The following is a 23,073-nucleotide window of genomic DNA, read 5'->3' on the forward strand; positions in this document are numbered from 1 at the left end:
AAAATATTATGAAAATACAGCATTATACAATAACCCTAATTTTACTGATGACATTTTCTTTTAGTTATTCTCAAAAATGTTTGAGTGATGAATATTTAGATCAGTACAAATTAGTAGATAAAAATATAGTAGAAAATGTAAAGACTGTTGTTAAAAGTTTTCAAGCTAAAAGCAACTCCTCTAATCAAACAATTATCATACCTGTAGTATTTAATGTAATTCATTCGGGTGAATCTATAGGAAATGGAAAAAACTTATCTAGACAGAAAATTTTAGAGCAAATAAATATTTTGAATGAAGCCTATGCAGGGGCTTATGGAGGAGTAGATACAAAGATTAAATTTTGTTTAGCAGAAAAGGATATTTATGGAAATTATACAAATGGAGTTAATCGTTATTTTGGCCCTTCCTATTTTGATACTGGAAGTGACGTTCCTTGTAATCCTAACAAAGTTAGCTTAATAACAGATCAAAAAATTAAAAGTTATAGAAAACCGGGATTCCCTACAAATCAATATTTAAACTTATGGACAACAGATATTAGAGCCTGTGGTAACAATCAAGATTTAGGGTACTCTTCATTTCCTTTCATAAGAGATAACAATAAATTAGATGGAGTAGTTATTGACTACTATTATGTTGGAAAAAGTGATAATTCCACAGTATATAATTTAGGTAAAACAGCTGTTCATGAAATTGGACACTGGCTAGGTTTATTTCATACTTTTCAATACGATTCTTGTTCGTCAAATTGTGACACAGATGGAGATATGATTTGCGATACCGAAGGAGTACAAAGTTCAGCACATTATTCTAATAAAGATGCATGTTTAGGGTATAATTGTAACAATCAAGTTACCAATGCTATTCAAAATTTTATGGATTATGCTAGAGATGAATGTCAAACTTTTTTTACACAAGGGCAAAAGGATAGAATGCGCAATATGTTAAGTTTATACAAGCCAATGATTTACAATAAAGAATCGAATACAAATGGTATTGTTTCGTGTTCAGGAGTATCTCCAGGAACTGGAGGAACACCAGGAGGAGGATGTTCCTTTGGAAATACTCCAGTTCAAAGCATATATCCTCCTATAGAATTGTATGAGGATTGGCAAAATAGTGAATTTGGAGGAAGAATTGAAGTGAATGATAAATGGCTGATTGCTATTGATGCTGAAGCTGATTTTTTATTAATTTATGAAAGAAATGGGTGTGCTTATAATCTTAAGCAGAATTTTGCAATTGACTTTTATTGGTCAATTTCTGCAGACGAGGGTCTCATTCTTAGGGATAATGAAATAATTGTTTCCTCTTGGATAGATGATAAAGTTTATATCTATAATTACAATACTACCAGTAATCAATGGTATTTAAAGCAAACCATTCAAAATAGTTCAGCAACTAGTAAGGTAGGCTATGATGTTTTTACTTTAGATAATTTTCTTTTTGTTTTAGAAGCATCAGACGCAAATAATATAATAAGAATATATAAGAAAGATAGTAATGGAAATTATCAGTTTCATCAAAATTTCTCTGTTCCTGGGTATAGCTTGTCATTTAATTCGAGTCATTATACAGTTTTAAATTACTCTAAGATAAAGAGGGGTAGTTATGATCCTAATGAAATATTTTTACCTCTTACTAATAAATCATTTGGTATTTTAGAATTGAGTAATAATAATCAATGGTATTTATCTGAAACGATACAAATGGATTTTATACCGTCAGAAGAAGGATTTATCACTTCTGAATTATCTAATAATTACTTATATCTGGTTACAAAAAAAAATTATGGAACAGTATATGATGATATTTATCTATATACAATACCGATACAGTTAGATAATATAAAACAATCTCTTACAGGTACAATTTCAAATAGAAAACAGTTTTTAAAAAAGTACAACAACGCCTTTTATAGCAGTAAATTAAAGGTTTTTGGAGATCAATTCTTTATTTTTGGCCCTGGATCTTATGGAGGATTTTCATATTTGTTTTTCTCTAATACTAAGTACGGACAAAACGTTACTTTTCCAGAGTGGCAACAAAAAGATATTGATTTAGAATGTTTCTTGGATAATGATTCTGATTATGAGGTATATGGTAATTTATTATTTTCTGGAATAGGTGGCAGTAAAAAAATAAATGTGTATGACATGTATGATATATTATCAGGTATGGGATATAGTGCTGATTATATTTATGATTCTGAATTTTATAAATATAAAAATTGTTCTGTTCCAGAATTGAAAGTATCTTATTTTTCTGATGAAGTCACTTTTGGAGGTAATTGTAATGTTACATTTGATGGAGTTTCTAAAGATATTTCAGCAAGAAAAGCTATTCATCTTAAACCAGGTACTAAAATTAAATCAGGCTCTACAGTATTATTTACATTAAAAAACCAAATCTGTAATTCAATAATTTCTTCTCAAAATAAAAGTAATGCTTCTACTGGACAAAATAATGAAGATTCAAGTCCAATAAAGATAATTTATGGTGAAGAAGATGTTAATTTAAATCCGATTACAATATATCCAATCCCAACACAGAATGGATTTGTATATGTTAAATCTAGAAATATTAATATTCAAAATATAGTTATCTATAACTTACTTGGGAAATTGGATTTATCATCAAATGAACTAAATTTCAAAAATGCTAAAGAAATTGATATTAACCTTAGTAGATATCCTAAAGGTATTTATTTAATAAAGATTTCGATGATTGATAACAATGAAGTTATTAAAAGAATTTTAATAGAATAAGAGTACAGGATCACTAGCTATTTAATTTTATGAAATAGCATGCAAGAGGCTGTAAACTGAACTCTGGAGTTGCTACCTTTATTGGGACAGATATTTTAAGACAATTTATGTTTAAATAAATATCTTAGAAAAATGAAAAAACGATTTTATAGTAAAGAATTTAAATCAGAAGCTGTTCAATTAAGCTATCAGCGAGAAAACATAAAAGAATTAGCCAATGAATTAGGGGTTAAAGTTGACAGGATTTATCGTTGGCGTAAGTTAGATAGTGAAGATGGAGTTTCTAAAAAGGCTTCTAAATCGCCTTCACAAGTAGATAGTCAGGAAGTAAAGGAGTTACGTAAAGCCCTTAAAGATGCTCAATTAGAACTATAAATCTTAAAAAAGGCCGTTCACATTTTCTCCAAGAGCGATGGAAAATCTATCAATTCATAGTTTCATATAAACATATGTATCCCATCGAGAGAATGTGTAAAGCGTTAAAAATTAGTAGGAGTAGTTATTATAGGTGGTATAGTAATGTTCCTTGTAATAGGATTTTAGAAGATCAGAAACTAACTCTAGAAATAAAAAACATCTTCTATGATAGTAGACAAACTTATGGAAGTCCTAGAATTAAACAAGAACTTCTTAGAAGAGGTTATAGAGTATCTAGAAACAGGATCTCTCGATTAATGAAATCTAATGGGTTAAGAAGTAAATTAAAAAAGAAACATAAGATAACTACAGATTCAAATCATTCTTTTCCTATATTCAAAAATCATTTAGATAGGGATTTTAACCCCAAAAGATTAAACCAGGTTTGGGTTTCTGATATTACTTACATTAAAACCAATAAAGGATGGTTATATTTAACAACATTAATTGATCTATATGACCGTCAGGTCATAGGTTGGTCATTGAGTACTTCTTTGTTTACTGATCAAACAATAGTACCAGCTTGGAAAATGGCAACTTCCAAAAGAGCAATAGAATTACCTTTACTTTTTCACTCTGATAGAGGAGTTCAATATGCTAGTAAAGAATTTAAAAAAGTTGTTACTGCTAATAAGTTAATTACCCAGTTTATGAGTAGAAAAGCAAATTGTTGGGATAATGCAGTAGCTGAATCTTTCTTTAAAACACTGAAGACAGAACTTGTTTACCATCATAATTTTAAAACAATACAAGAGGCTAAAACAGCGGTGTTTGACTATATAGAGGTGTGGTATAATAGAAAAAGATTACATTCTTCTTTGGGATATAAAACCCCTATAGAAGTTGAATTAGAATTTTATAAACTTAAAAATGCAGCATAGGTCTTAGAAAAATTGTCCGAATTTCTCTTGCAAGTCCAATGCAAAAATAAAAGCATTTAGAGCACAATTTAGAGGAGTCAAAAATGTAGAATTCTTCTTGTTTAGATTAACCAGAATATTTGCATAAACACAACTTTTGGTCTTGATCCATTTTATGAAATATTTTGCTTAAAAAATTTAGAAAACTGTAGTTCAATTTTATACTTATGACTACAAAAATCTATAATTTTTTACTTTCAAACTAAAAATCCCCCCCACCAAAACCCTCCACCTATATTAAGTATATCCACCAGACTCTTTCTTTAAACAAAAATCAAACCCTTCATTACCAATTATTTATATTAAAAATGAGAATAAAAAAAGAATTTGTGACCTTCGGGTAGAGAATTGGAAAGTTACACACCTTTTAAGGCAAAAAATGAGTTTTTTTAGATGAATTAGATGGAAAACAAAAAAGCTAAAACAATGAAAATCAAAGTTTTAGCTTTTTAAAAGTAGCGGGAACAGGACTCGAACCTGTGACCTTCGGGTTATGAGCCCGACGAGCTGCCTACTGCTCTATCCCGCGATGTATATTGTATAAATCAGAAGAAATCTGATTGTAATGTCATTTTATATGAACTTTCCGATTACATCCTCTTCATATATCATTTCCTAATCGGAGTGCAAATATACAATCCTTTTTAGTTTAAACAATACTATTTTTACAAAAAAAATAAAAAAAACCATAACACACTTACAGCAAACACTTTAATAAAATTCATTTACAAGAAACTCTAATCTGGAATAATTGAAGTGCTTTTTTTACTGAATTTAAAACACTAATCGTGTTCAATACTTAATCCTTTTATAGCCGTTCAGCTCTGAAAATCGATAAATAGCTGTCATTTAGCTATTTTGTTGTAAAAACATTTCACATATTCTTACCTTATAATCTCACTATTAATACAAACTCTATAGATTATGAAACCAATACCTATTCTTACAAATTTAATTTTAAATATATTTCTAATATGTTTTATTAGTACTCTTACTAATCTTCACGCCAAAGAGCTTCATCTTTTACCAAGTAAAAACACATTTTTCACTCAAGATAATTGTACGACTATAACTGCTTGGTCATCGGACCAGATATATACTGGCGGTGAAATTATAAAACATAATAATAGTAGATATAAAGCCAAATGGTGGAATCGAAATATGAATCCATCAACCAACTCACAACCTTACGGTGCGTGGGAATCTTTAGGGGCTTGTAGTGGCGGGAACAACAATATTGCTCCTACAATAAATATTACATCTCCTACAAATAATTCATCCTTTGAAGAAGGTACTACAATTACCATTACAGCAAATGCCAGTGATCAAGATGGCAGTATTGCAAAAGTTGAATTCTTTAACAACAACACTTTACTTGGAGAAGATATTACTACTCCTTATACTTTTAGCATCAACACTCCCATAGTGGGGAGTTACAATCTTACTGCCGTAGCAACAGATAACCAAGGAGCATCAACTACATCTATATCAGTTTCTGTTATGGTTACACCTGCGGGTACTGGAGGAAATACTTGTAATGGTTTACCTCAATATGTAGAAGGAAATCCTTATGACCAAGGAGAAAGTGTACAAAATGAAAATATGATTTACGAATGTAAAATAGCAGGATGGTGCTCATCTAGCTCTGGTTGGGCCTATGCCCCAGGAACAGGAGCTCACTGGGAAGATGCATGGGTTAAAACTGGAAATTGTGGGGGTTCTGGAGGAAACACACCTCCTAATGTAAATATTACTGCTCCCAATAATGGAACTATTTATGCTTTAGGTGACATTATAACAATTACTGCAAATGCTACAGATAACGACGGCACTATAACAAAAGTGGAGTTTTTTGATGGCACAACCAAACTAGGAGAAGACACAACTCTTCCCTATTCATTTACCCTAACCACTAGTGCAAATGGTTATTCACTTACTGCTATTGCTACTGATGACAAAGGCGCATCAACTACATCACCTATCGTATCTATAAGAAGAGATACAGGAGGAGGTAATGGCGCCTTACCAGCACGAATACTGAATGGATATTGGCATAATTTTCAGAATGGTTCTGGTATCAGTAAGCTTAGAGATATAAATCCTAATTGGGATGTCATTAATGTTTCTTTTGCTGTACCAACTGTTTCGTCTACTGATGGACAAATTGGTTTTCAGTTAGATCCTGTATTCAACACCATAAATTATAGTGTAGCTGATTTTAAATCTGATATTTTATTACTGCAAAGCCAAGGCAAAAAAGTTATTATTTCTATTGGTGGGGCAGAAGGAACTGTACGACTCAACTCTATATCTGCTAGAGATAAGTTTACAAGTTCAATGATTTCTATTATCGAGGAGTATGGTTTTGATGGAATGGACATTGATTTTGAGGGGCAATCGTTATCTCTTGATTTTGGTGATAATGATTTTGCTAACCCAACAACTCCTGTTATCGTAAATACCATCAATGCTGTAAAAAGTATTTGTACTCATTTTGGAAACAATTTTATCCTAACAATGGCTCCAGAGACATTTTTTGTACAATTAGGATATGCTTTTTATGGTGGAATATCACAAGGTGCAGACAGGCGAGCTGGTGCTTATTTACCATTAATACACGCACTACGTGATAAATTGACTTTTTTACAGGTACAGTATTACAATTCTGGATCTATAACTGCTTTGGACGATCAGGCATATGCTATGGGAAATTCAGATTTTTATGTTTCTCTAGTAGATATGCTACTCAAAGGATTTCCTATTACAAAAAATCAAAGTTATTTTTTCCCCCCTCTACGACAGGATCAAATATTAATAGGAGTCCCCGCTTTTGTACAAGCTGGTGGCGGGTATACAGGACCTGATGGTGTTATAAAAGCAATGGATTATCTTATAAAAGGAACTTCTTTTGGAGGACAGTATCAATTAAACCAAACATACTCCAACCTACGAGGAGTTATGAGTTGGTCTATAAACTGGGATGAATATGATAATTTCTCTTTTTCTAACCCTGTAAGAATATATCTAGATGGACTTCAAAACAGGTCTCCTCTTGGCTTACAAAGAAATAATGAATCATCAAACAATATAAATCTATACCCAAATCCAATAACGGATAATCATCTTGCAGTGTCAATTGATACTCCAATCAATGATTCTTCTTTTACTTTACAAATTTTTACCCCTACAGGAGTAAAAGTGTTTGAACAAACTAATGTTTCACTAAAAAAAGGTAGTAAAACCACCCTTACTTTTGATATGAGTAATTTGAAATCTGGTTTATATCTATATAACCTCTTATTGGATAACAAAAAGACTAGTGGAACTCTTTTTATAGAATAAAACTCGATTTACAGAAAAAGTACTGCATTTAGTATTTAGTCATTACCTACTATGATTAAGCAAAAACCGATTAGAAAATTGAAGTTTCTAATCGGTTTTATTTTTTCTTTTATTCAGAAATATAGTTATTGTTCTATAGGTAATGCTTCAAACGAAAACAGTTGAATATCTTCAAATCTAGGATGAACCTCTATAGGGTTACAACAAACTTCGCAATCCTCAATATATACTTGATATGAGACTGAAGGATCCAGTAACATGGATATTTCTTCCCAACAATAGGGGCACTGAAAAAAATGTTCAAACATTACTTAATCATATAGAAATGGTTTAAACTTTTTCAATTGGCTAGAAAATGATGCTTTTTCACCCTTTACTCGACTTTTTTTCCTTCCGTAGCCCTGCTATGCAACTCGAAAAAGGCTTCAAAACAGCAAAAAATCATGAATTTTCGCTTCAATCCAAAAAGTTTAAATTACTTTATAAAGAAATGCACAGAAGACAACATTTTTTTGTCCTATCCTTCTGCTATTTCTGCTATCTTGGTTTTTATTTTTTGTAGTGCAGTGACCAAAACCTTAATTTCTTTCTCATCCAAGCTTTCTTGAACTGCAGGTATAAGATCATACATAATGGGTTGTACTTTTTGAATCACTTCTTTAGCATAATCAGTAAGAAAAATACGATTTATTCGATTATCATTTTCATCACTTTTACGAATCACCAAATTTTTACTCTCCATGGTATTCACCAATCGAGTCATAGATGTTTTATCTCTATGTGTTATAAAAGCCAAATCATTTTGCGGTTGTCCATCGTTTACATGCAAACGTTTTAATACACTCCATTGCTCTTTAGACAAATCTAATCCATTTTCTCTAAATGCTTTCTGAACTAAAAACCCAAAATCATAGTGAATTTTACCTACCCATGATAATGCATGAGCATTTAAATCTATAGCTTTTATGTCATTCATAAATACTGTTTTTTAGTTTGTTAAATACAAAAATATCTATAAAAATCTAGTTGTTCCTTCAACTGGTGATAAAAATATCACAAAAGTAACATCTCATTTTTCTGATAACTTAAAGATAATATATGCCATAGACATATACATACTTTATAAACAAAGAACGCCTTGCTACCTATTTTATTGAGTCTATCTCTTCTTGTAACGCTTCCCAATCTTCCATCAAAGATAACAACAGGTCTTTCTTTGCTTGATACTTATCAAAAAAATCTGGTTGCGCAATAGTCTCATCATAGTTGATAGCAAGTTCTACATCGATTTCTTTGATTTCTTTTTCTAGCTTATTAATTTTAGACTCAACATTACTTAGCTTATTATTAAGCGACTTTATCTTTTTTTGATCTTCATAAGATCTTTTGGCCGTTTCTTTGGTATCTGAAACCGTTTTTACAACCTTATCTTTCTTTTCGATATCACGCAGGTCATTTACTCTTCGTTCTTCTAAATAGAAGTCTATATCACCCAGATACTCTTTGATTTGCTTATTTTTAAATTCATAAACAGTATTAGTTAATCCCTGTAGGAAATCTCTATCGTGAGACACAAGAATTAATGTTCCTTCAAAACGTTGTAATGCTTCTTTCAGGATGTTTTTTGATTTAATATCTAAGTGATTGGTAGGTTCATCCATCACCAATACATTAAAAGGCTCTAAAAGTAGCTTACATAATGCTAATCTATTACGCTCACCTCCTGATAACACTTTTACTTTTTTATCAACTTCATCTCCTCTAAACAAAAATGCACCTAGCATATCCCTAACTTTGCTTCGATTCTTTTCGTTTGCTGCATTGATCATGGTCTCATGAATCGTTATATCTCCATCCAGATATTCAGATTGATTTTGAGCAAAATACCCTATCTGCACATTATGCCCCAGTTTAAGAACTCCTTCATGAGATATTTCATTGATTATAATCTTTGCTAATGTTGTTTTACCTTGACCATTCTGCCCTACAAAAGCAATTTTAGAACCTCGTTCTACCAATAAATCAATATCACTTAAAATTTGTTTCTCTCCGTAAGCTTTCCTTACTCCATCTGCCTCTATAACAACTTTACCTGGTTGTACACTGATAGGAAAACTAACATTCATCACTGCATTATCATCCTCATCAACTTCTATACGCTCTATTTTATCCAATTTTTTAATCAACGATTGAGCCATAGAAGCTTTAGAAGCTTTTGCTCTAAACTTTTCTATGAGTTTTTCTGTTTGCTCTATTTGCTTGGATTGATTTTTTTGAGTTGCAAGCTGTTGTTCTCTTACTTCTTCTCTAAGCACTAAATACTCAGAGTATGGCTTATTATAATCATAAATTCGACCTAAAGAGATTTCTATTGTTCTATTGGTCACATTATCCAAAAACATTTTATCGTGAGATACAATGACAACAACTCCTGCATAATTTCTTAAAAAACTTTCAAGCCATATAATCGATTCTATATCTAGATGGTTTGTCGGCTCATCGAGCAACAAAATATCATTATTTTGCAATAAGAGTTTTGCCAACTCAATTCGCATACGCCATCCTCCAGAGAAAGTATCTGTTAATCTATCAAAATCCTCTCTCATAAATCCAAGCCCTTGTAGGACTTTTTCTGTTTCTCCTTGGTAATTATACCCTCCTAGAATTTCATAATGATGTGTCAGATCACTTAAATCAGTAATCAATTGATTGTATTCCTCACTTTCATAATCTGTGCGCTCTGCTAGTTGAGCATTGATTTTATCAATTTCTCTTTCTGCATTCTTAATATCTATAAAAGCTTCATAAGCTTCATCAAGAACAGTACGCCCTAATACAAAATCTATATCTTGTTTTAGAAAACCAATTTTCACCTCTTTATCCATGGCTATCTGCCCCGAATCAGGCTCTTGCTCTTTAGATAAAATCTTGAGCATGGTTGATTTTCCTGCACCATTTTTTCCTATCAATCCTACTCGATCTCCTGTATTTAATCTGAAGCTTATTTCTTCAAAAAGGTACTCTCCTCCAAACGAAATCGATAAGTTATGTATGTTTAACATCAGCTTTTGAATATTTTGTGCAAAGATGATTAATTTTGTGTTAGAATAAAAGCGCTTATGAATTTCTTAAAAGGAACAAAAATTTATAGTATACTAACAGGTAGTTGCCCCGTATGTCATAACGAAAGTATGTATACAGAAGCAAATCCTTATAAGTTAAGTCAAACTCTAAAAATGCAAGAACGCTGTAGCCATTGTAATACTAAATACAAAATAGAACCTTCCTTTTTCTATGGAGCTATGTATATAAGCTACGGAGTTGGAATTGCTTTTGCGGTAGCTGCTTTTGTGATTAGCCATTTTTTTCTAAAATTAGGGCTTTTATATTCATTTTTCTCAATTGTAGCAACACTTATAGGCTTTATGCCAGTTATTATGAGGTTATCCAGAAATATATGGATCAACTTATTTATGCACTATAAGAAAGAAAAAAAACTATCATAACGTATCAAAACGATTGCTATCTATTTCTTTACTTAAAGAAACTCCCAACTCTATATGAGCGTATAGTTGCTTAGCTACAGATGGTGCGATAAGTATACCTCTACTACCTAACCCATTTAAGATATGAAAACTTGGATTATGAGGGTGTGTTCCTACCAAAGGCCTTCTATCTCTAACTGTAGGACGTATCCCTGATACTTGACCTATCACCTCATAATTTACTTTTAAAAACTTTTGTAGCTTCTTTTCTAGCTCTTCTCTTGCTGTAGTTGTTATCTCTGCAGATTTATCTTCATTATTATACGTTGCCCCTACTTTATACAAATCATCTCCCAAAGGAATAATAAATATAGAAGACTTTACAGCCTCTTTTAGCTTTAATTCAAGCGATCTAATTATTATATACTCTCCTTTATTACCATACAATGGTAAATGATTAAAAAAAGGGTTCTTTTTTAAACCAAACCCTTCTGCAAATACAATATGCCTACATGGGACTCCTCTATACTCAATAAAGCCTTCTTTTACCACCACATCTTCATATTCAAAGGGCTGATTATAAAAAGCATTTTTTTCTTCAAGATACGCTGCATAAGAGGAAAGCATAGTTTTAATATCAATCTTACCTGTATGTTTTACTTTTCCGTAATGAAACGGGATATCCAAATGTTCATTTTCATTTCTAATTAGTTCTGGACAAAGAAATTCACCTAACAATGGTTTATCACCAGCTTCTATCCATTTATTTTGTTCTTCAGCTGCATTAAATCTTCTTAAAACAGGAAGCTCAGAAACTAATTTTTTATTCAATTTGGCTTCTATGCTTTTATAAAAAGGAATTGCTTCTTTAATCTGCTCTGAAGCCTCCCAGGCAAGCGTAAAACGTTTTAAAATTACAGGATTATACAACCCTCCAGCAACTCTAGATGATTTTTGAGAGAAATCCTCATATACTCTATATGTTTTATTATTATTTTCTAATTCTTCAACAAAAGACATTCCAGACAACCCGAACCCTACAACAATATAATCTAGCATTATTTACTTTTTTTTGATTTTACTATATCTATTATTTATTACAAAGTTCAAACAATACGTGTTAAAATTAAGTAATACAAAAAGCATAATTATTATTTAGTTTTATTCAAAAATAACAAAACGCCCAACTATTGTTGGGCGTTTTGTATAAATCGTTGAAAAAATATGGGTTACTAGTAACTCCACATATCCATTTCAAAATTACGTATGTTTTCTTTAATTCTCTCACTCTCTAGAAGTTGCATCAAAGCGTTATCAACCACATAATCTTTAATCTCACGGTCACCTTGAATATTATCTTCTTTATAAATCACAGAACTAAAACGTCTTGCATTAAGAATGTGATCATAAGTAAAAGGCATTGAAGTATTCTTTCTATTAAATGCCATTGCATTATGAAGAATTTCTCGCACATCGGGATACCAGATCCAGAACAATGCAACCATATCTGGCTCATCGTCATCGATAAAATTCACATCAGGAGCAACTGGTGCTAAACCGATTAATCTGTATCTTAACTCACCTAAACGTTTATCAAAATACCAATATCCTCTAATTTTATACTCAGCAATATCAGCAGAATTAATATCTCTTCTGTTAATATATTGAGGGTCCACTTCTTCTCCTGCATTATATTGCTCATAACCAAGATCAGTAGTATCTATTTTAGACATTGTTGATTGTAAATCTTCAAATGTACGTGTCTCATTAAAGTAAGAATCTGAGTAAATATTTTTGATTTTCCCATTTCTAATATTATTTACCAAAACGTCATACAATGAACGACGATTGGCTCCAATATTAAAAGTATCTATAGGATAATACAATGGAAAATTGATTCTTTCATCAAGATCTATTGTTTCCCATGTAGTCTTAGACCATAATATATCACGCTTATCAACGTACCCATATTCTAATGGATGATCATTATCATATAATATCTGCTCATCTGTCTTTATTCCAATCTCTTCTGGGTTACTTGCATTCAAAACATTTGTCTGCCCAAAAGAAAGAGAAGAAACCAATAGACCAAAAACGGTTAATACAAAATTTCTCAAATTCATAACTACGTAAGTTTATTTTTTAATTGGTCAACTCTACAACAACTGGAGATATTTTTTTCAATTTATATCCAGAATTGGTAGCTAACTGTGCTTTTATATCAATAATCTGAATAGAAGAACCTCTTTTAGCTTTACGTAAAGCAGATTTTGCTTTAGCATTAAGTCTTCCTCCAGGAACTCTTACTGTAGGCTGTCCTTCTACTTTAAATTTAAATCCTGTTACTTTTAATTTTATATCAAAATCAAAATCAGGTAGGATTGCACCAACAGAAGAAATCTCTAATGCATTTCTAGCCATTTTTATAGATCCATCTTCTCCACGTACAGTTCCAACAGGTCTTGGAATTCCTTTAATTCTAAATTTCTTACTATCACTCACAGTAGTACCATTTGGCAGTTTACCACTTACCTTAATACTTACTTCACGAGCTTTTACACTAGTAACATTCATCATATATTTTCCTGCTCCTCCAGCTTTTCTAAGGCCTGGTGCTGAAGCACTTACTGCAGGCACTCCTGGAATAGAAATCGTCATTGGGTTTTGAACCCCACGATATACTACATTCATCTTATCTGCAGATATTACTGCTGAATTAGGTTTAGGAATTACCGCATAAGAACTCTGGATAGGTATAGAAACTATAGAATCTCCTTCTTTAAACTGAAGCTCTCCTTTTACTTCTCTTTCTCCTACGTTTCCTGCAGGGAAATCAAGCATAATTTGTCCGTTCTTAACTTCTGTTTGCTCTTTACCATTTACCATTACTTTGGTTGGCTTAAGCGTAGCATCAAAACGTCCTAAAACTATTCTACCTTTAAACTTCTCTCCACTAAAGAAAGCTGTTTTATCTGGTACCACAATCGCCTCATAGTTACTAAATGATAGCTCAGAAGCTTGTTGTCCTGCTAACAATGCAGAAAGCACTTTACTTTCAGTAGCTTTAACATCAGCTTGCATTTGTGTAAGCTTGGTTAATGATGCTACTAAAGGAAATCCTTCAAAGTTATAATTTAGCCATTTTTTGGTAACTCCATCTCTATCTTTTACATCAGATGTAGAAAATGTCTGAACGATACCTTCAGCAACTTTATCCTCTACCTCTTTCACTTCTTTAATCGCTGCAGCAACACCGTCTCTGTACTTAGCAATGTTATCTACAAATTCTTGAGCCGCTGGAGTGTTTTTACCACCTTTAAAGAATTTTTCATCCAAAGCTAGTGACTTATCCATTGTTTCGTAATCTGTAGCATCACTTAATCCGTTAGTGATTTCTGCTTTAATCTGATCTATATATGCATTAAACTCATTTGATAATGCACTGATCTGATCAGCTTTTTCTTTTAATGGGGTATATTTTTCAGGCTGTTCTGTAACTTTCTCTGCAAGTCCTGCCATAAAAGCAGTGTTACGTTCTGTAGAAATTACATTAGACTCTGTTAATTTTTCGTTCATCAAACCGAAAGCCGACAACACTTCCTTTGACATGTTTAATGCCATCATTGCGATGAAAACCAGATACATCAGGTTAATCATCTTCTGCCTTGGGGATAGTTTTCCTCCTGCCATATTCTTTTTAGATTTTGGTAGTTATTTTTTATAAAATATTAATTAATACAAATGTTAACTTCTGTTCATTGCAGTTAACATACCACCATATACTCCATTAAGTGAAGAAAGATTACTAGCAAGACTTTCCATCTGGTCTTTAAGCTTAGCTGCATTATCAGCAATTGCCTGATTAGCTTCAGCTTGACGAGAAGAAGATTCTAACTGTACCTTGTATAAACTATTCAAAGATTCTAAGTTAGACGCAGCACTAGCCATTTCTTCACTATATTTCTTTGTTCCTTGCATTGCATCAACAGTAGGAGAAATATTCTTAGCAGCTCCTTCAAAATTACGAATGCTCTCACCAAGACTACTCATAAGACTAGAATCTACTCTAGCTTCTTTTAGCATGTCATCTAATTTTTTAGATAATAATCCTTCTGGACTAGCGTCTTGCTCTTTCTTTTTATCTCTTCCTTTTCCTCCAGCTAATTCTGGATATACAAGAGACCAATCTAATTCATCATCTACTGGTTCGAATGCAGACACAGTAAATACTAATGCTTCTGTAACCAAACCAACAATAAGCATCTGATTACCAAATGGCCAGTGCATAATTTTAAATAGTGCACCTAGTATTACAACGGCTGCTCCCAGACCGTAAACCATGTTCATTAATTTTTTGCTTGCTTTTGAATTTGCCATAATAAATTTGTTTTGTTTTTGTTTTTTAAATCTTAAAGTTTTAAAAAAAGGTTAGTAATTAAGTTGATAGAAAATTTTGGGACTTATTTTTGATTCTTAGTATTATCTTCTCCAGTTACGTCAGTACCCATATAGTCCTGAACGGTTCTAAATCCGATATAACTTCTTGCAGAATCAGCATATTCGTAATCTCTGGTGCTTACCTGTAGGAAATAAGCAACATCTTTCCAGGATCCTCCGCGTACTACTTTACGTTTATTATCATCATCATTGACATTTGGGTTCATTGATGCGACGTATTCGTATGCTCCAGGATCGTAGGATGATTGTACCCATTCTGATACATTCCCTGCCATATTATACAGGTTATAATCATTTGGATCAAATGTTTTAGCTTCTACAGTATATAGAAAATTATCTGCAGCATAGTTTCCTCTTAGGGGCTTAAAGTTTGCCAAGAAACAACCTCTGTCGTTTAATGCATAAGGGCCTCCCCAAGGATAAGTAGCTGATTCAAGACCTCCTCTAGCAGCGTACTCCCATTCAGCTTCTGTAGGTAATCTGAAATAGTTTACAAATTCTTTACCTTTTTTCTTCTGAAAGGTATTTTTTTCAATAGTTCTCCATCGGCAGAAAGCTTTTGCTTGCTCCCAAGAAACTCCAACTACTGGGTAGTCGTCATAAGCACTATGCCAAAAATAATCATTGTGCATCGGCTCGTTATATGAGTAGTTAAAATCCTTGATCCACACAGTAGTATCAGGATATACTTCTATTACTTCTTCTTTTACAAAATCTTTTCTTCCACCCTTCTTTGCTCTAGCGGCTGCTTGGATATCCATCCAAGTAAATCTAAACTCAAACTTACTTACATCTAGTGTACGTCTTCCATTGTAAGATTCTTCTAATGGAATATACATTGTATCCATAACCTCTGCGTAATACTCATCTGGATAATCTTCAACATTCCACTCAATATCCATATCTTTATTAAGCTTCCTTCCTTCATAGCCAGTCTCGCCCATCCCGCTATAATTATCATACATATACTTCTCATAGACAGACATATTCACAGTATCTGCATCTAGAAATGCAAATTCTCCAATACCATCATCACCAGGTGCTTTACCTAATTCATCAGCCATTATTGCAAGTCGCATTCTAATTACAGAATCACGTACCCAACTTACAAATTGTCTATATTCACTATTAGTAATCTCGGTCTCATCCATGTAGAAAGAACGAACCGTAACCATTCTGGTTGGCGCGTTTGCCAAAGCAGCTTTGTCATCATCCGACTTACCCATAATGAACGATCCTCCGGGGATGAGGGCCATACCATATGGTTTTTGAGGGTGCCATTTTTTTCCTTGCGCTCCTACCAGTTCTCCTCGGCTTCCTCCACCACAACTATAGAGCATTGCTAAAATAGCAAAGAGTGATACAATTTTCTTCATAATGTATTTTAGGTTAAGATCTTCTAGATTTAAGGACGTAAACCTATTTATTTATTTCCAGAAAAACAATTTTTTTCCAAAAAAAACCTTAAATCTGCCTAATAAAAATGTTAAACTTCGTTTTTTTGTTTTGCCTTATACCATCTTTCAGGGATTTCTTGATTACAAGCACGCTCATAATCAGCGTATGTGCAAGGTAATAACGTATGTCTTTTCAATTTATTATTACCAGACGAAATAAATGGTATCTCAATCCACCATCTTCCAGTCATTACACTTTTATAAAAAGACAAGATTTCCTCCTCTACAGGAACGTTATAATGCAATGTATTTTTTAGATTCTTTATATCAATCTCATTTGATCTGTAATTCACTCCTTCTACAAAGTACCAAACCATTTGAGCTATCAGTAACGATGCCGCCGCTTCATTTTCAAAATTCTTGAATTCATAAATCCCAAAACTTTTTACTTTATCACTAATTCCAGCATATCTTGAAATCGCGCAAATCTCTCTTCCATCAAAACCATTAGGGGAGGCTGTATACCCATTAAGACTTGTAGCATTCATAACCCCTAAATCCACAGCAACGATATCTGCATCACGCATTATAGGCTCAACCACAGTAACATCTGCTATAACTTCTCCTAAACGACAAGCATCAAAGTACAACTTTTCTATAAGATCTATTTCATCTTGAGGATTAAAATACGTTTGATACCCTATATTACTATAATTAAACAGATTATACGGTTGTTCTACTATAATTTTACCAACAAAAGAAGTATTGGTTATTGGCTGAGATGAGTTTCCTAAATCAAACCTACTATCAACATTTACTAGGTTAACCATTCTCTCAAACACATCAAATGCCCTGTATTGTGCGTATACCAAATCCTGGCTACCACCAATAATTACAGGTATTATATTTTTGACCAGTAAGGTTGACAACACTTCTTGAACCAAATAGTACGTATCACTAACCTCATTACCCGCAATAATATCTCCAAGATCTACAATGTTTGTATTCCAATTTCCTGGATAAAGCTCGTAGAATGCCTTACGGATAGAAGAAAAATCCAATCCTTCTTCCTCCAGAGCATTAATTCCATTTCTGTTTTCTTGAATTCCCAGAATAGCAATATCTGTTTTTTCTAGATCTGGAATCCCATCATCAAGTGTATGAATTCTAATTTGTTTTCCTAATGCGTAATCAGAAAGTGGTTCAATATACTCGATAACCGAATCACTAACAGGTACAAGAAATTCAAAAGACATAGATTAATTTATTTCTTTTTAGTGGCCTTTTTTGTTGTTTTCTTTTTTGTTGCTTTTTTCTTAGGAGCATTCTTTTCTATCAGACCCTTCACCTTATCCAAAGTCAATTTTGAAGCGTCAACTGTTTTTGGCAATTCAATTTTCACCTTGCCTTTTATAATATTACTTCGCCCCCATCTGGCTTTCTCTACACGAATTCCTTCTTCCTCCCAGTTATGGATCACCTTATCAATCTCTTTCTGCTTTTTCTCTTCAATAAGAGTTACAATATCATTGTCTGACAAGTTATCAAAATCATATTTTTTGTTCACGTTAATAAACATTCCGTTCCATTTAATGAATGGTCCAAATCGACCTTTCCCTTTTTGAACAGGAAGATTTTCATATGTGTATATAGGAGCGTCTGCTTTTTCTTTAGCATCTATTAGCTCTATTGCTCTATCTAACGTAGTTTGCAAAGGATCTTCTCCTTTTTCTAACGAAACGAATTTTTCACCAAATTTTACATAAGGACCAAAACGACCATTATTTACAACTATCGTTTCTCCTTTATAGTCTCCTAATTCTTTTGGCAACTGAAACAAATCTATCGCCTCCTCAAAAGTAATACTACTAAGCGTTTGTCCTGGAGGCAAACTTGCGAACCTAGGTTTATCTTCATCATCAGCTGTACCAATCTGAACCATTGGACCAAACTTACCAAGCCTCACACTCACCACTTTACCTGTAGCAGGATCCTCTCCTAAAATACGCTCTCCTACTTCTCTTTCTGCATTTTGCGCAACATCTTCAACCCTTGGATGAAATTCTTGATAAAACTCCCTCATCACTTGGGTCCAATCTTCCTGACCCTCTGCTATCTCATCAAAATCTTGTTCTACTTTTGCTGTAAAATTATAATCAAGAATAGATGCAAAGTGATTCACAAGAAAATCATTAACCACCATACCTACATCGGTTGGTATCAACTTACCTTTATCACTACCTACTTTTTCTGAAAGTTTTTTCTCTTCCACAGCATCTCCAGAAAGAACCATCTGAACATACCCTCTCAACTCTCCTTCTTTGGCTCCTTTCTCTACATAATTCCTATTTTGAATAGTTGAGATTGTAGGAGCATATGTTGATGGTCTCCCAATTCCTAATTCTTCTAATTTCTTAACCAACGACGCTTCTGTATAACGACTAGGTGGCCTTGTAAATCTTTGGGTCGCTGTAATATAATTATTAAATAGATTTTCTCTTATCTTCATCTCTGGCAGAATCCCTTCTTGCTCTTCATCTTCATCATCATTACCTTCAAGGTACACCTTCAAAAATCCTTCAAATTTGATCACTTCTCCACTTGCAGAAAACTGCTCCTTATGTGTATTAGCATCAATTTTCACATTAGTTCGCTCTAATCGAGCATCGCTCATTTGTGAGGCTATAGCACGTTTCCAGATCAACTCATACAATCGCTGCTGATCATAATCTACATTCACACTATGTCTAGAAAAATCTGTTGGGCGTATTGCTTCGTGAGCTTCTTGAGCCCCCTTAGTCTTTCCTTTATATTGTCTTGGATTACTATACTCACTCCCATAAGCAGAATCAATCTCTGCTTTTGCTCCATTTTGAGCTTCTGCAGATAAGTTCACACTATCAGTTCTCATATATGTAATCAATCCTGCCTCATACAGCCGTTGTGCCATAGTCATTGTTTTACTCACTGAGAAATACAATTTCCTTGACGCCTCTTGTTGTAAGGTTGACGTTGTAAATGGTGGCGCTGGTGATTTTTTTGCAGGCTTTTTAGAAAGGTCTCCTACAGCAAAAGAAGCTCCTATATTTTTCTGCAAAAACGCCTGAGCTTCTTCTTTCGTTTTAAAATTTTTAGGCAATTTTGCCTTAAAAGATTTCCCCGCTTGGTTACAAAACTCTGCATCAATCCTAAATGAAGCTTCTGGATTAAAACCAAGTATATCTCGTTCTCTTTCTACTATTAATCGTACTGAGACTGACTGCACTCTTCCTGCTGATAACCCTCCTTTTACTTTACGCCATAAAACAGGAGATAGCTCATATCCTACTAAACGATCCAAAACACGCCTAGCTTGTTGAGCATTTACCAAATTATAATCAATAGAACGAGGGTTCTCTATAGCTTTTAAGATTGCATTCTTGGTAATCTCGTGAAAAACAATACGTCGAGTCCTCTCTTTATCTAATTTAAGTGTCTCTGCCAAATGCCATGCAATAGCTTCTCCTTCTCGATCCTCATCACTAGCTAGCCATACCATCTCAGCCTTCTTAGAAAGATCCTTTAGTTTTTTGACAACATCTTTTTTGTCTTTGGAAACGATATACTTAGGTTTAAAATCTCCATCAACATCAACCCCTAGCTCTTTTGCAGGTAAATCTGCAATATGCCCAAAACTGGATGCAACCGTATAATCTTTTCCAAGGAATTTTTCTATTGTTTTAGCCTTAGCAGGCGACTCCACAATCACTAAATTCTTAGCCATAGTCCTTTAATTTCTGACAACAAAAGTATATCAATTTTTTGATATCAAGATTCTTTATCAGAAAATTAGTTCAAAAAAAAACCTGCTGATCAGCAGGTTCCTCTTTTATTTTATTTTAACAACGGTGTTTCGTCATTCTCGAATTCACCATCTTCAAAACCTAAAGAATCTTTATATATATAATAAATTGGTATATATGTAAACGAACTTATAAAAAATGATCCTAACCCACAGGTCACATAACCTAGCACTTGAACCAACATAATAGAGATAAAAATTAAACCAAAAGAAATCAACCAAGTCCTATTACCTAAATTAAAACTTGCCTTAACAAGATCAGAAACACTCATATCAGGATTAAACGCATATATAACCATCATTAACTGAATTGGAACCATCACATAAATAACAGGAAAAAAACATAATAGACATGCTAACACAATTATTCCAATTAATATCAATGACAATGTTATTGTCTTCCTAAGATATTTCCCTTTCAAAAACATAAAATAATCCGTCTTTTCAGCCATTTCCATATCCGATTGTCTGCACACTACAAAAAAGTGGGCTGTAAATGCAAACGTCATAGAAACTGGGATTATCAAAACAACCAACATCAATAAAGCAAATAAAATCATATAGATTACAGCCACAATACCTACTACTAGATCCTCATCAAAATCCACATCCATGTTTTCTGCAAAAATCCCTGTAAACCCTACAATACCAAAACCTCCAACAAACACCACCAAATACATAATCACAAACATAGCCAACATTATAGCCAGAGGTATTATCACATGAATAAATCCTTGCACCCACACTTTTTTGAAAAGCTCTATACTTTTACTAAAAATTCCTCCAAAGTCTAACGGCTTGCTATTATCTATTCTCTCAAAGAGGTTATTTGATATCATATATACTTTTTTATGGATTAAAAACCAGATCAAATATATATTTTTTACAAATTAAACCCATGACACTTTGTCACAAACCGTATTAAAAAGTATCTTTGCACACTATTTGACCTCAATTAAGAAGGAATTATTTTTTATGGAGAAGATTATTGATGAAAGCATACAAGGACAACCACTTGCCTTAGATCAAAACAAAGGAAACCAACGAAAGCTTTTTATAGAAAGCTATGGTTGCCAGATGAATTTTAGCGATAGTGAAATTGTCGCCTCTATTCTTGCTAAAGAAGGTTTTAACACTACACAAAATCTAGAAGATGCAGATTTAGTACTTGTAAACACTTGTTCTATTCGTGAAAAAGCAGAGCAGACAGTCAGAAAAAGATTAGAAAAATACAATGCTGTAAAAAGAACCAATCCCAAGATGAAAGTAGGCGTATTGGGATGTATGGCCGAACGATTAAAAAGTAAGTTTCTAGAGGAAGAAAAAATAGTAGATCTAGTGGTTGGTCCTGACGCATATAAAGACCTCCCTAATCTGATCGAAAAAGTAGATTCAGGGCGCAATGCAGTCAATGTCATTCTCTCTAAAGAAGAAACCTATGGAGACATTGCTCCTGTAAGGTTACAAAGTAATGGTGTATCGGCGTTTGTCTCTATTACTCGTGGCTGTGATAACATGTGTACCTTTTGTGTTGTGCCTTTTACTAGAGGTCGAGAACGTAGTAGAGACCCTCAAAGTATTCTTAAAGAAGTAAATGATTTGGTCTCTCGTGATTTTAAAGAAATCACCTTGTTAGGACAAAATGTAGACAGTTATTTATGGTATGGCGGGGGTTTGAAAAAAGATTTTCAAAAAGCTAGCGATTTTCAAAAAGCAACGGCTGTAGATTTTGCTAAACTTCTGGATATGACAGCAGAAAGATATCCAAAATTACGAATTCGTTTCTCTACATCGAATCCTCAAGATATGACTCTGGATGTGATAAATGTTATGGCAAAACATAAAAACATATGTAAACACATACATTTACCGATACAAAGTGGAAGCGATAGAATTCTTAAAGAAATGAATCGATTACACACTCGTCAAGAATATATTAAACTTGTTGATGATATAAAGAAAATAATTCCTGATTGTGCAATAACACAAGATATGATCATTGGTTTTCCAACAGAAACAGAAGAAGACCATCAAGATACTTTATCACTACTAGAGTATGTAAAATATGAACATGGGTATATGTATGCCTATTCAGAAAGACCTGGAACCCTTGCTGAGCGTAAACTGGAAGATGATGTTCCTGAGGAGACCAAAAAAAGAAGGCTTGCAGAGGTTATAAAATCACAACGAAGGCATAGTGCATATAGACATCAAAGCTATATTGGAAAAACTTTTGAAGTTTTAATTGAAAAAGAGTCAAAAAAATCTGACCAACACTGGAGCGGAAGAACTACAAAAAATATTGTAGCTATATTTCCTAAAAAAGATTATAAAATAGGTGATTTTGTGTTGGTTCGCATTGATGAATGCACCAGTGCTACCTTATTAGGAGAAGCCATAGGATACTCTGATAATAACTAATTATAAGCAACAGTCTACTAT

Annotated in this window: 17 protein-coding genes and 1 tRNA gene; 6 read left to right on the plus strand and 12 right to left on the minus strand. The window is 33.1% G+C overall.

Annotation, left to right across the window (positions count from 1 at the left end):
• The first annotated feature begins 8 nt into the window (after nucleotides 1-8).
• From DG508_RS06770 to DG508_RS06780, 3 genes are all read left to right on the plus strand, one after another.
• Nucleotides 9-2,771 carry a M43 family zinc metalloprotease gene (locus DG508_RS06770; RefSeq protein ID WP_108867412.1) on the plus strand — a complete coding sequence of 921 codons (2,763 nt, stop codon included), beginning with the start codon at nucleotides 9-11 and terminating at the stop codon, nucleotides 2,769-2,771.
• A gap of 132 nt (nucleotides 2,772-2,903) precedes the next feature.
• Nucleotides 2,904-3,146 carry a transposase gene (locus DG508_RS06775; protein WP_108867413.1) on the plus strand — a complete coding sequence of 81 codons (243 nt, stop codon included), beginning with the start codon at nucleotides 2,904-2,906 and terminating at the stop codon, nucleotides 3,144-3,146.
• The gene (locus tag DG508_RS06780) at nucleotides 3,143-4,069 is read left to right on the plus strand and encodes an IS3 family transposase (RefSeq protein ID WP_255412537.1); all 927 of its coding nucleotides are present in this window, start codon (nucleotides 3,143-3,145) and stop codon (nucleotides 4,067-4,069) included. Before DG508_RS06775 ends, DG508_RS06780 begins: the two co-directional genes overlap by 4 nt.
• Nucleotides 4,070-4,564: 495 nt before the next feature.
• Here DG508_RS06780 and DG508_RS06790 read toward each other — a convergent pair.
• Nucleotides 4,565-4,637, minus strand: a tRNA-Met gene (locus tag DG508_RS06790).
• A gap of 395 nt (nucleotides 4,638-5,032) precedes the next feature.
• Between DG508_RS06790 and DG508_RS06795 the strand changes: the two genes are divergently transcribed.
• A complete protein-coding gene (locus DG508_RS06795) occupies nucleotides 5,033-7,450 on the plus strand; it encodes an Ig-like domain-containing protein (protein ID WP_108867415.1) in 2,418 nt (805 codons plus the stop codon).
• Nucleotides 7,451-7,575: 125 nt separating this feature from the next.
• Here the strand turns inward: DG508_RS06795 and DG508_RS06800 are convergent, their stop codons facing one another.
• The 3 genes from DG508_RS06800 to DG508_RS06810 form a co-directional block, all read right to left on the minus strand.
• Nucleotides 7,576-7,758, minus strand: a complete 183-nt coding sequence (locus tag DG508_RS06800) for a CPXCG motif-containing cysteine-rich protein (RefSeq protein WP_108867416.1) — start codon at nucleotides 7,756-7,758, stop codon at nucleotides 7,576-7,578.
• A gap of 209 nt (nucleotides 7,759-7,967) precedes the next feature.
• A complete protein-coding gene (locus DG508_RS06805) occupies nucleotides 7,968-8,426 on the minus strand; it encodes a MarR family winged helix-turn-helix transcriptional regulator (protein WP_108867417.1) in 459 nt (152 codons plus the stop codon).
• 169 nt (nucleotides 8,427-8,595) lie between these two features.
• Entirely contained in the window at nucleotides 8,596-10,512 is a 1,917-nt protein-coding gene (locus DG508_RS06810) for an ABC-F family ATP-binding cassette domain-containing protein (RefSeq protein ID WP_108867418.1), read from the minus strand.
• Between the two features lie 57 nt (nucleotides 10,513-10,569).
• Here DG508_RS06810 and DG508_RS06815 point away from each other — a divergent pair, with 57 nt between their 5' ends.
• The gene (locus DG508_RS06815) at nucleotides 10,570-10,956 is read left to right on the plus strand and encodes a DUF983 domain-containing protein (RefSeq protein WP_108867419.1); all 387 of its coding nucleotides are present in this window, start codon (nucleotides 10,570-10,572) and stop codon (nucleotides 10,954-10,956) included.
• On the opposite strand, the gene DG508_RS06820 is transcribed toward DG508_RS06815, so the two are convergent.
• The 8 genes from DG508_RS06820 to DG508_RS06855 form a co-directional block, all read right to left on the minus strand.
• Nucleotides 10,951-11,994: an NAD(P)/FAD-dependent oxidoreductase gene (locus tag DG508_RS06820; RefSeq protein WP_108867420.1), complete on the minus strand. Its 1,044-nt coding sequence runs from the start codon at nucleotides 11,992-11,994 to the stop codon at nucleotides 10,951-10,953. The two genes, DG508_RS06815 and DG508_RS06820, sit on opposite strands and share 6 nt — an antisense overlap.
• Nucleotides 11,995-12,167: 173 nt before the next feature.
• Nucleotides 12,168-13,058, minus strand: coding sequence for a type IX secretion system ring subunit PorN/GldN (gene porN, locus DG508_RS06825; protein ID WP_103866117.1), 891 nt, complete (start codon nucleotides 13,056-13,058; stop codon nucleotides 12,168-12,170).
• 19 nt (nucleotides 13,059-13,077) lie between these two features.
• A complete protein-coding gene (porM, locus tag DG508_RS06830; RefSeq protein WP_108867421.1) occupies nucleotides 13,078-14,625 on the minus strand; it encodes a type IX secretion system motor protein PorM/GldM in 1,548 nt (515 codons plus the stop codon).
• 54 nt (nucleotides 14,626-14,679) lie between these two features.
• The gene (gene porL / locus DG508_RS06835; RefSeq protein WP_108867422.1) at nucleotides 14,680-15,312 is read right to left on the minus strand and encodes a type IX secretion system motor protein PorL/GldL; all 633 of its coding nucleotides are present in this window, start codon (nucleotides 15,310-15,312) and stop codon (nucleotides 14,680-14,682) included.
• A gap of 83 nt (nucleotides 15,313-15,395) precedes the next feature.
• Entirely contained in the window at nucleotides 15,396-16,769 is a 1,374-nt protein-coding gene (gene porK / locus DG508_RS06840; protein WP_108867423.1) for a T9SS ring complex lipoprotein PorK/GldK, read from the minus strand.
• A 110-nt stretch (nucleotides 16,770-16,879) separates the two neighbouring features.
• A complete protein-coding gene (locus DG508_RS06845) occupies nucleotides 16,880-18,046 on the minus strand; it encodes a formimidoylglutamase (RefSeq protein ID WP_108867424.1) in 1,167 nt (388 codons plus the stop codon).
• Nucleotides 18,047-18,054: 8 nt separating this feature from the next.
• Complete coding sequence (topA, locus tag DG508_RS06850; RefSeq protein WP_108867425.1) at nucleotides 18,055-20,553, minus strand: type I DNA topoisomerase; 2,499 nt, start codon at nucleotides 20,551-20,553, stop codon at nucleotides 18,055-18,057.
• A 110-nt stretch (nucleotides 20,554-20,663) separates the two neighbouring features.
• The gene (locus DG508_RS06855; RefSeq protein ID WP_108867426.1) at nucleotides 20,664-21,470 is read right to left on the minus strand and encodes a hypothetical protein; all 807 of its coding nucleotides are present in this window, start codon (nucleotides 21,468-21,470) and stop codon (nucleotides 20,664-20,666) included.
• Between the two features lie 136 nt (nucleotides 21,471-21,606).
• Between DG508_RS06855 and miaB the strand changes: the two genes are divergently transcribed.
• Nucleotides 21,607-23,052, plus strand: a complete 1,446-nt coding sequence (gene miaB, locus DG508_RS06860) for a tRNA (N6-isopentenyl adenosine(37)-C2)-methylthiotransferase MiaB (RefSeq protein WP_108867427.1) — start codon at nucleotides 21,607-21,609, stop codon at nucleotides 23,050-23,052.
• Nucleotides 23,053-23,073: the final 21 nt, after the last annotated feature.

The organism is Aquimarina aquimarini (genome assembly GCF_900299535.1).
In the GTDB taxonomy this organism is placed as follows: domain Bacteria; phylum Bacteroidota; class Bacteroidia; order Flavobacteriales; family Flavobacteriaceae; genus Aquimarina; species Aquimarina aquimarini.

What these genes read in the sequence shown, in the direction of transcription:
- porL (WP_108867422.1), bottom strand. Translation starts at nt 15,312, where the DNA reads ATGGCAAATTCAAAAGCAAGCAAAAAATTAATGAACATGGTTTACGGT.
- DG508_RS06770 (WP_108867412.1), top strand. Translation starts at nt 9, where the DNA reads ATGAAAATACAGCATTATACAATAACCCTAATTTTACTGATGACATTT.
- topA (WP_108867425.1), bottom strand. Translation starts at nt 20,553, where the DNA reads ATGGCTAAGAATTTAGTGATTGTGGAGTCGCCTGCTAAGGCTAAAACA.
- DG508_RS06845 (WP_108867424.1), bottom strand. Translation starts at nt 18,046, where the DNA reads ATGTCTTTTGAATTTCTTGTACCTGTTAGTGATTCGGTTATCGAGTAT.
- DG508_RS06855 (WP_108867426.1), bottom strand. Translation starts at nt 21,470, where the DNA reads ATGATATCAAATAACCTCTTTGAGAGAATAGATAATAGCAAGCCGTTA.
- miaB (WP_108867427.1), top strand. Translation starts at nt 21,607, where the DNA reads ATGGAGAAGATTATTGATGAAAGCATACAAGGACAACCACTTGCCTTA.
- DG508_RS06810 (WP_108867418.1), bottom strand. Translation starts at nt 10,512, where the DNA reads ATGTTAAACATACATAACTTATCGATTTCGTTTGGAGGAGAGTACCTT.
- DG508_RS06815 (WP_108867419.1), top strand. Translation starts at nt 10,570, where the DNA reads ATGAATTTCTTAAAAGGAACAAAAATTTATAGTATACTAACAGGTAGT.
- porK (WP_108867423.1), bottom strand. Translation starts at nt 16,769, where the DNA reads ATGAAGAAAATTGTATCACTCTTTGCTATTTTAGCAATGCTCTATAGT.
- DG508_RS06820 (WP_108867420.1), bottom strand. Translation starts at nt 11,994, where the DNA reads ATGCTAGATTATATTGTTGTAGGGTTCGGGTTGTCTGGAATGTCTTTT.
- DG508_RS06800 (WP_108867416.1), bottom strand. Translation starts at nt 7,758, where the DNA reads ATGTTTGAACATTTTTTTCAGTGCCCCTATTGTTGGGAAGAAATATCC.
- DG508_RS06805 (WP_108867417.1), bottom strand. Translation starts at nt 8,426, where the DNA reads ATGAATGACATAAAAGCTATAGATTTAAATGCTCATGCATTATCATGG.
- porN (WP_103866117.1), bottom strand. Translation starts at nt 13,058, where the DNA reads ATGAATTTGAGAAATTTTGTATTAACCGTTTTTGGTCTATTGGTTTCT.
- porM (WP_108867421.1), bottom strand. Translation starts at nt 14,625, where the DNA reads ATGGCAGGAGGAAAACTATCCCCAAGGCAGAAGATGATTAACCTGATG.
- DG508_RS06775 (WP_108867413.1), top strand. Translation starts at nt 2,904, where the DNA reads ATGAAAAAACGATTTTATAGTAAAGAATTTAAATCAGAAGCTGTTCAA.
- DG508_RS06795 (WP_108867415.1), top strand. Translation starts at nt 5,033, where the DNA reads ATGAAACCAATACCTATTCTTACAAATTTAATTTTAAATATATTTCTA.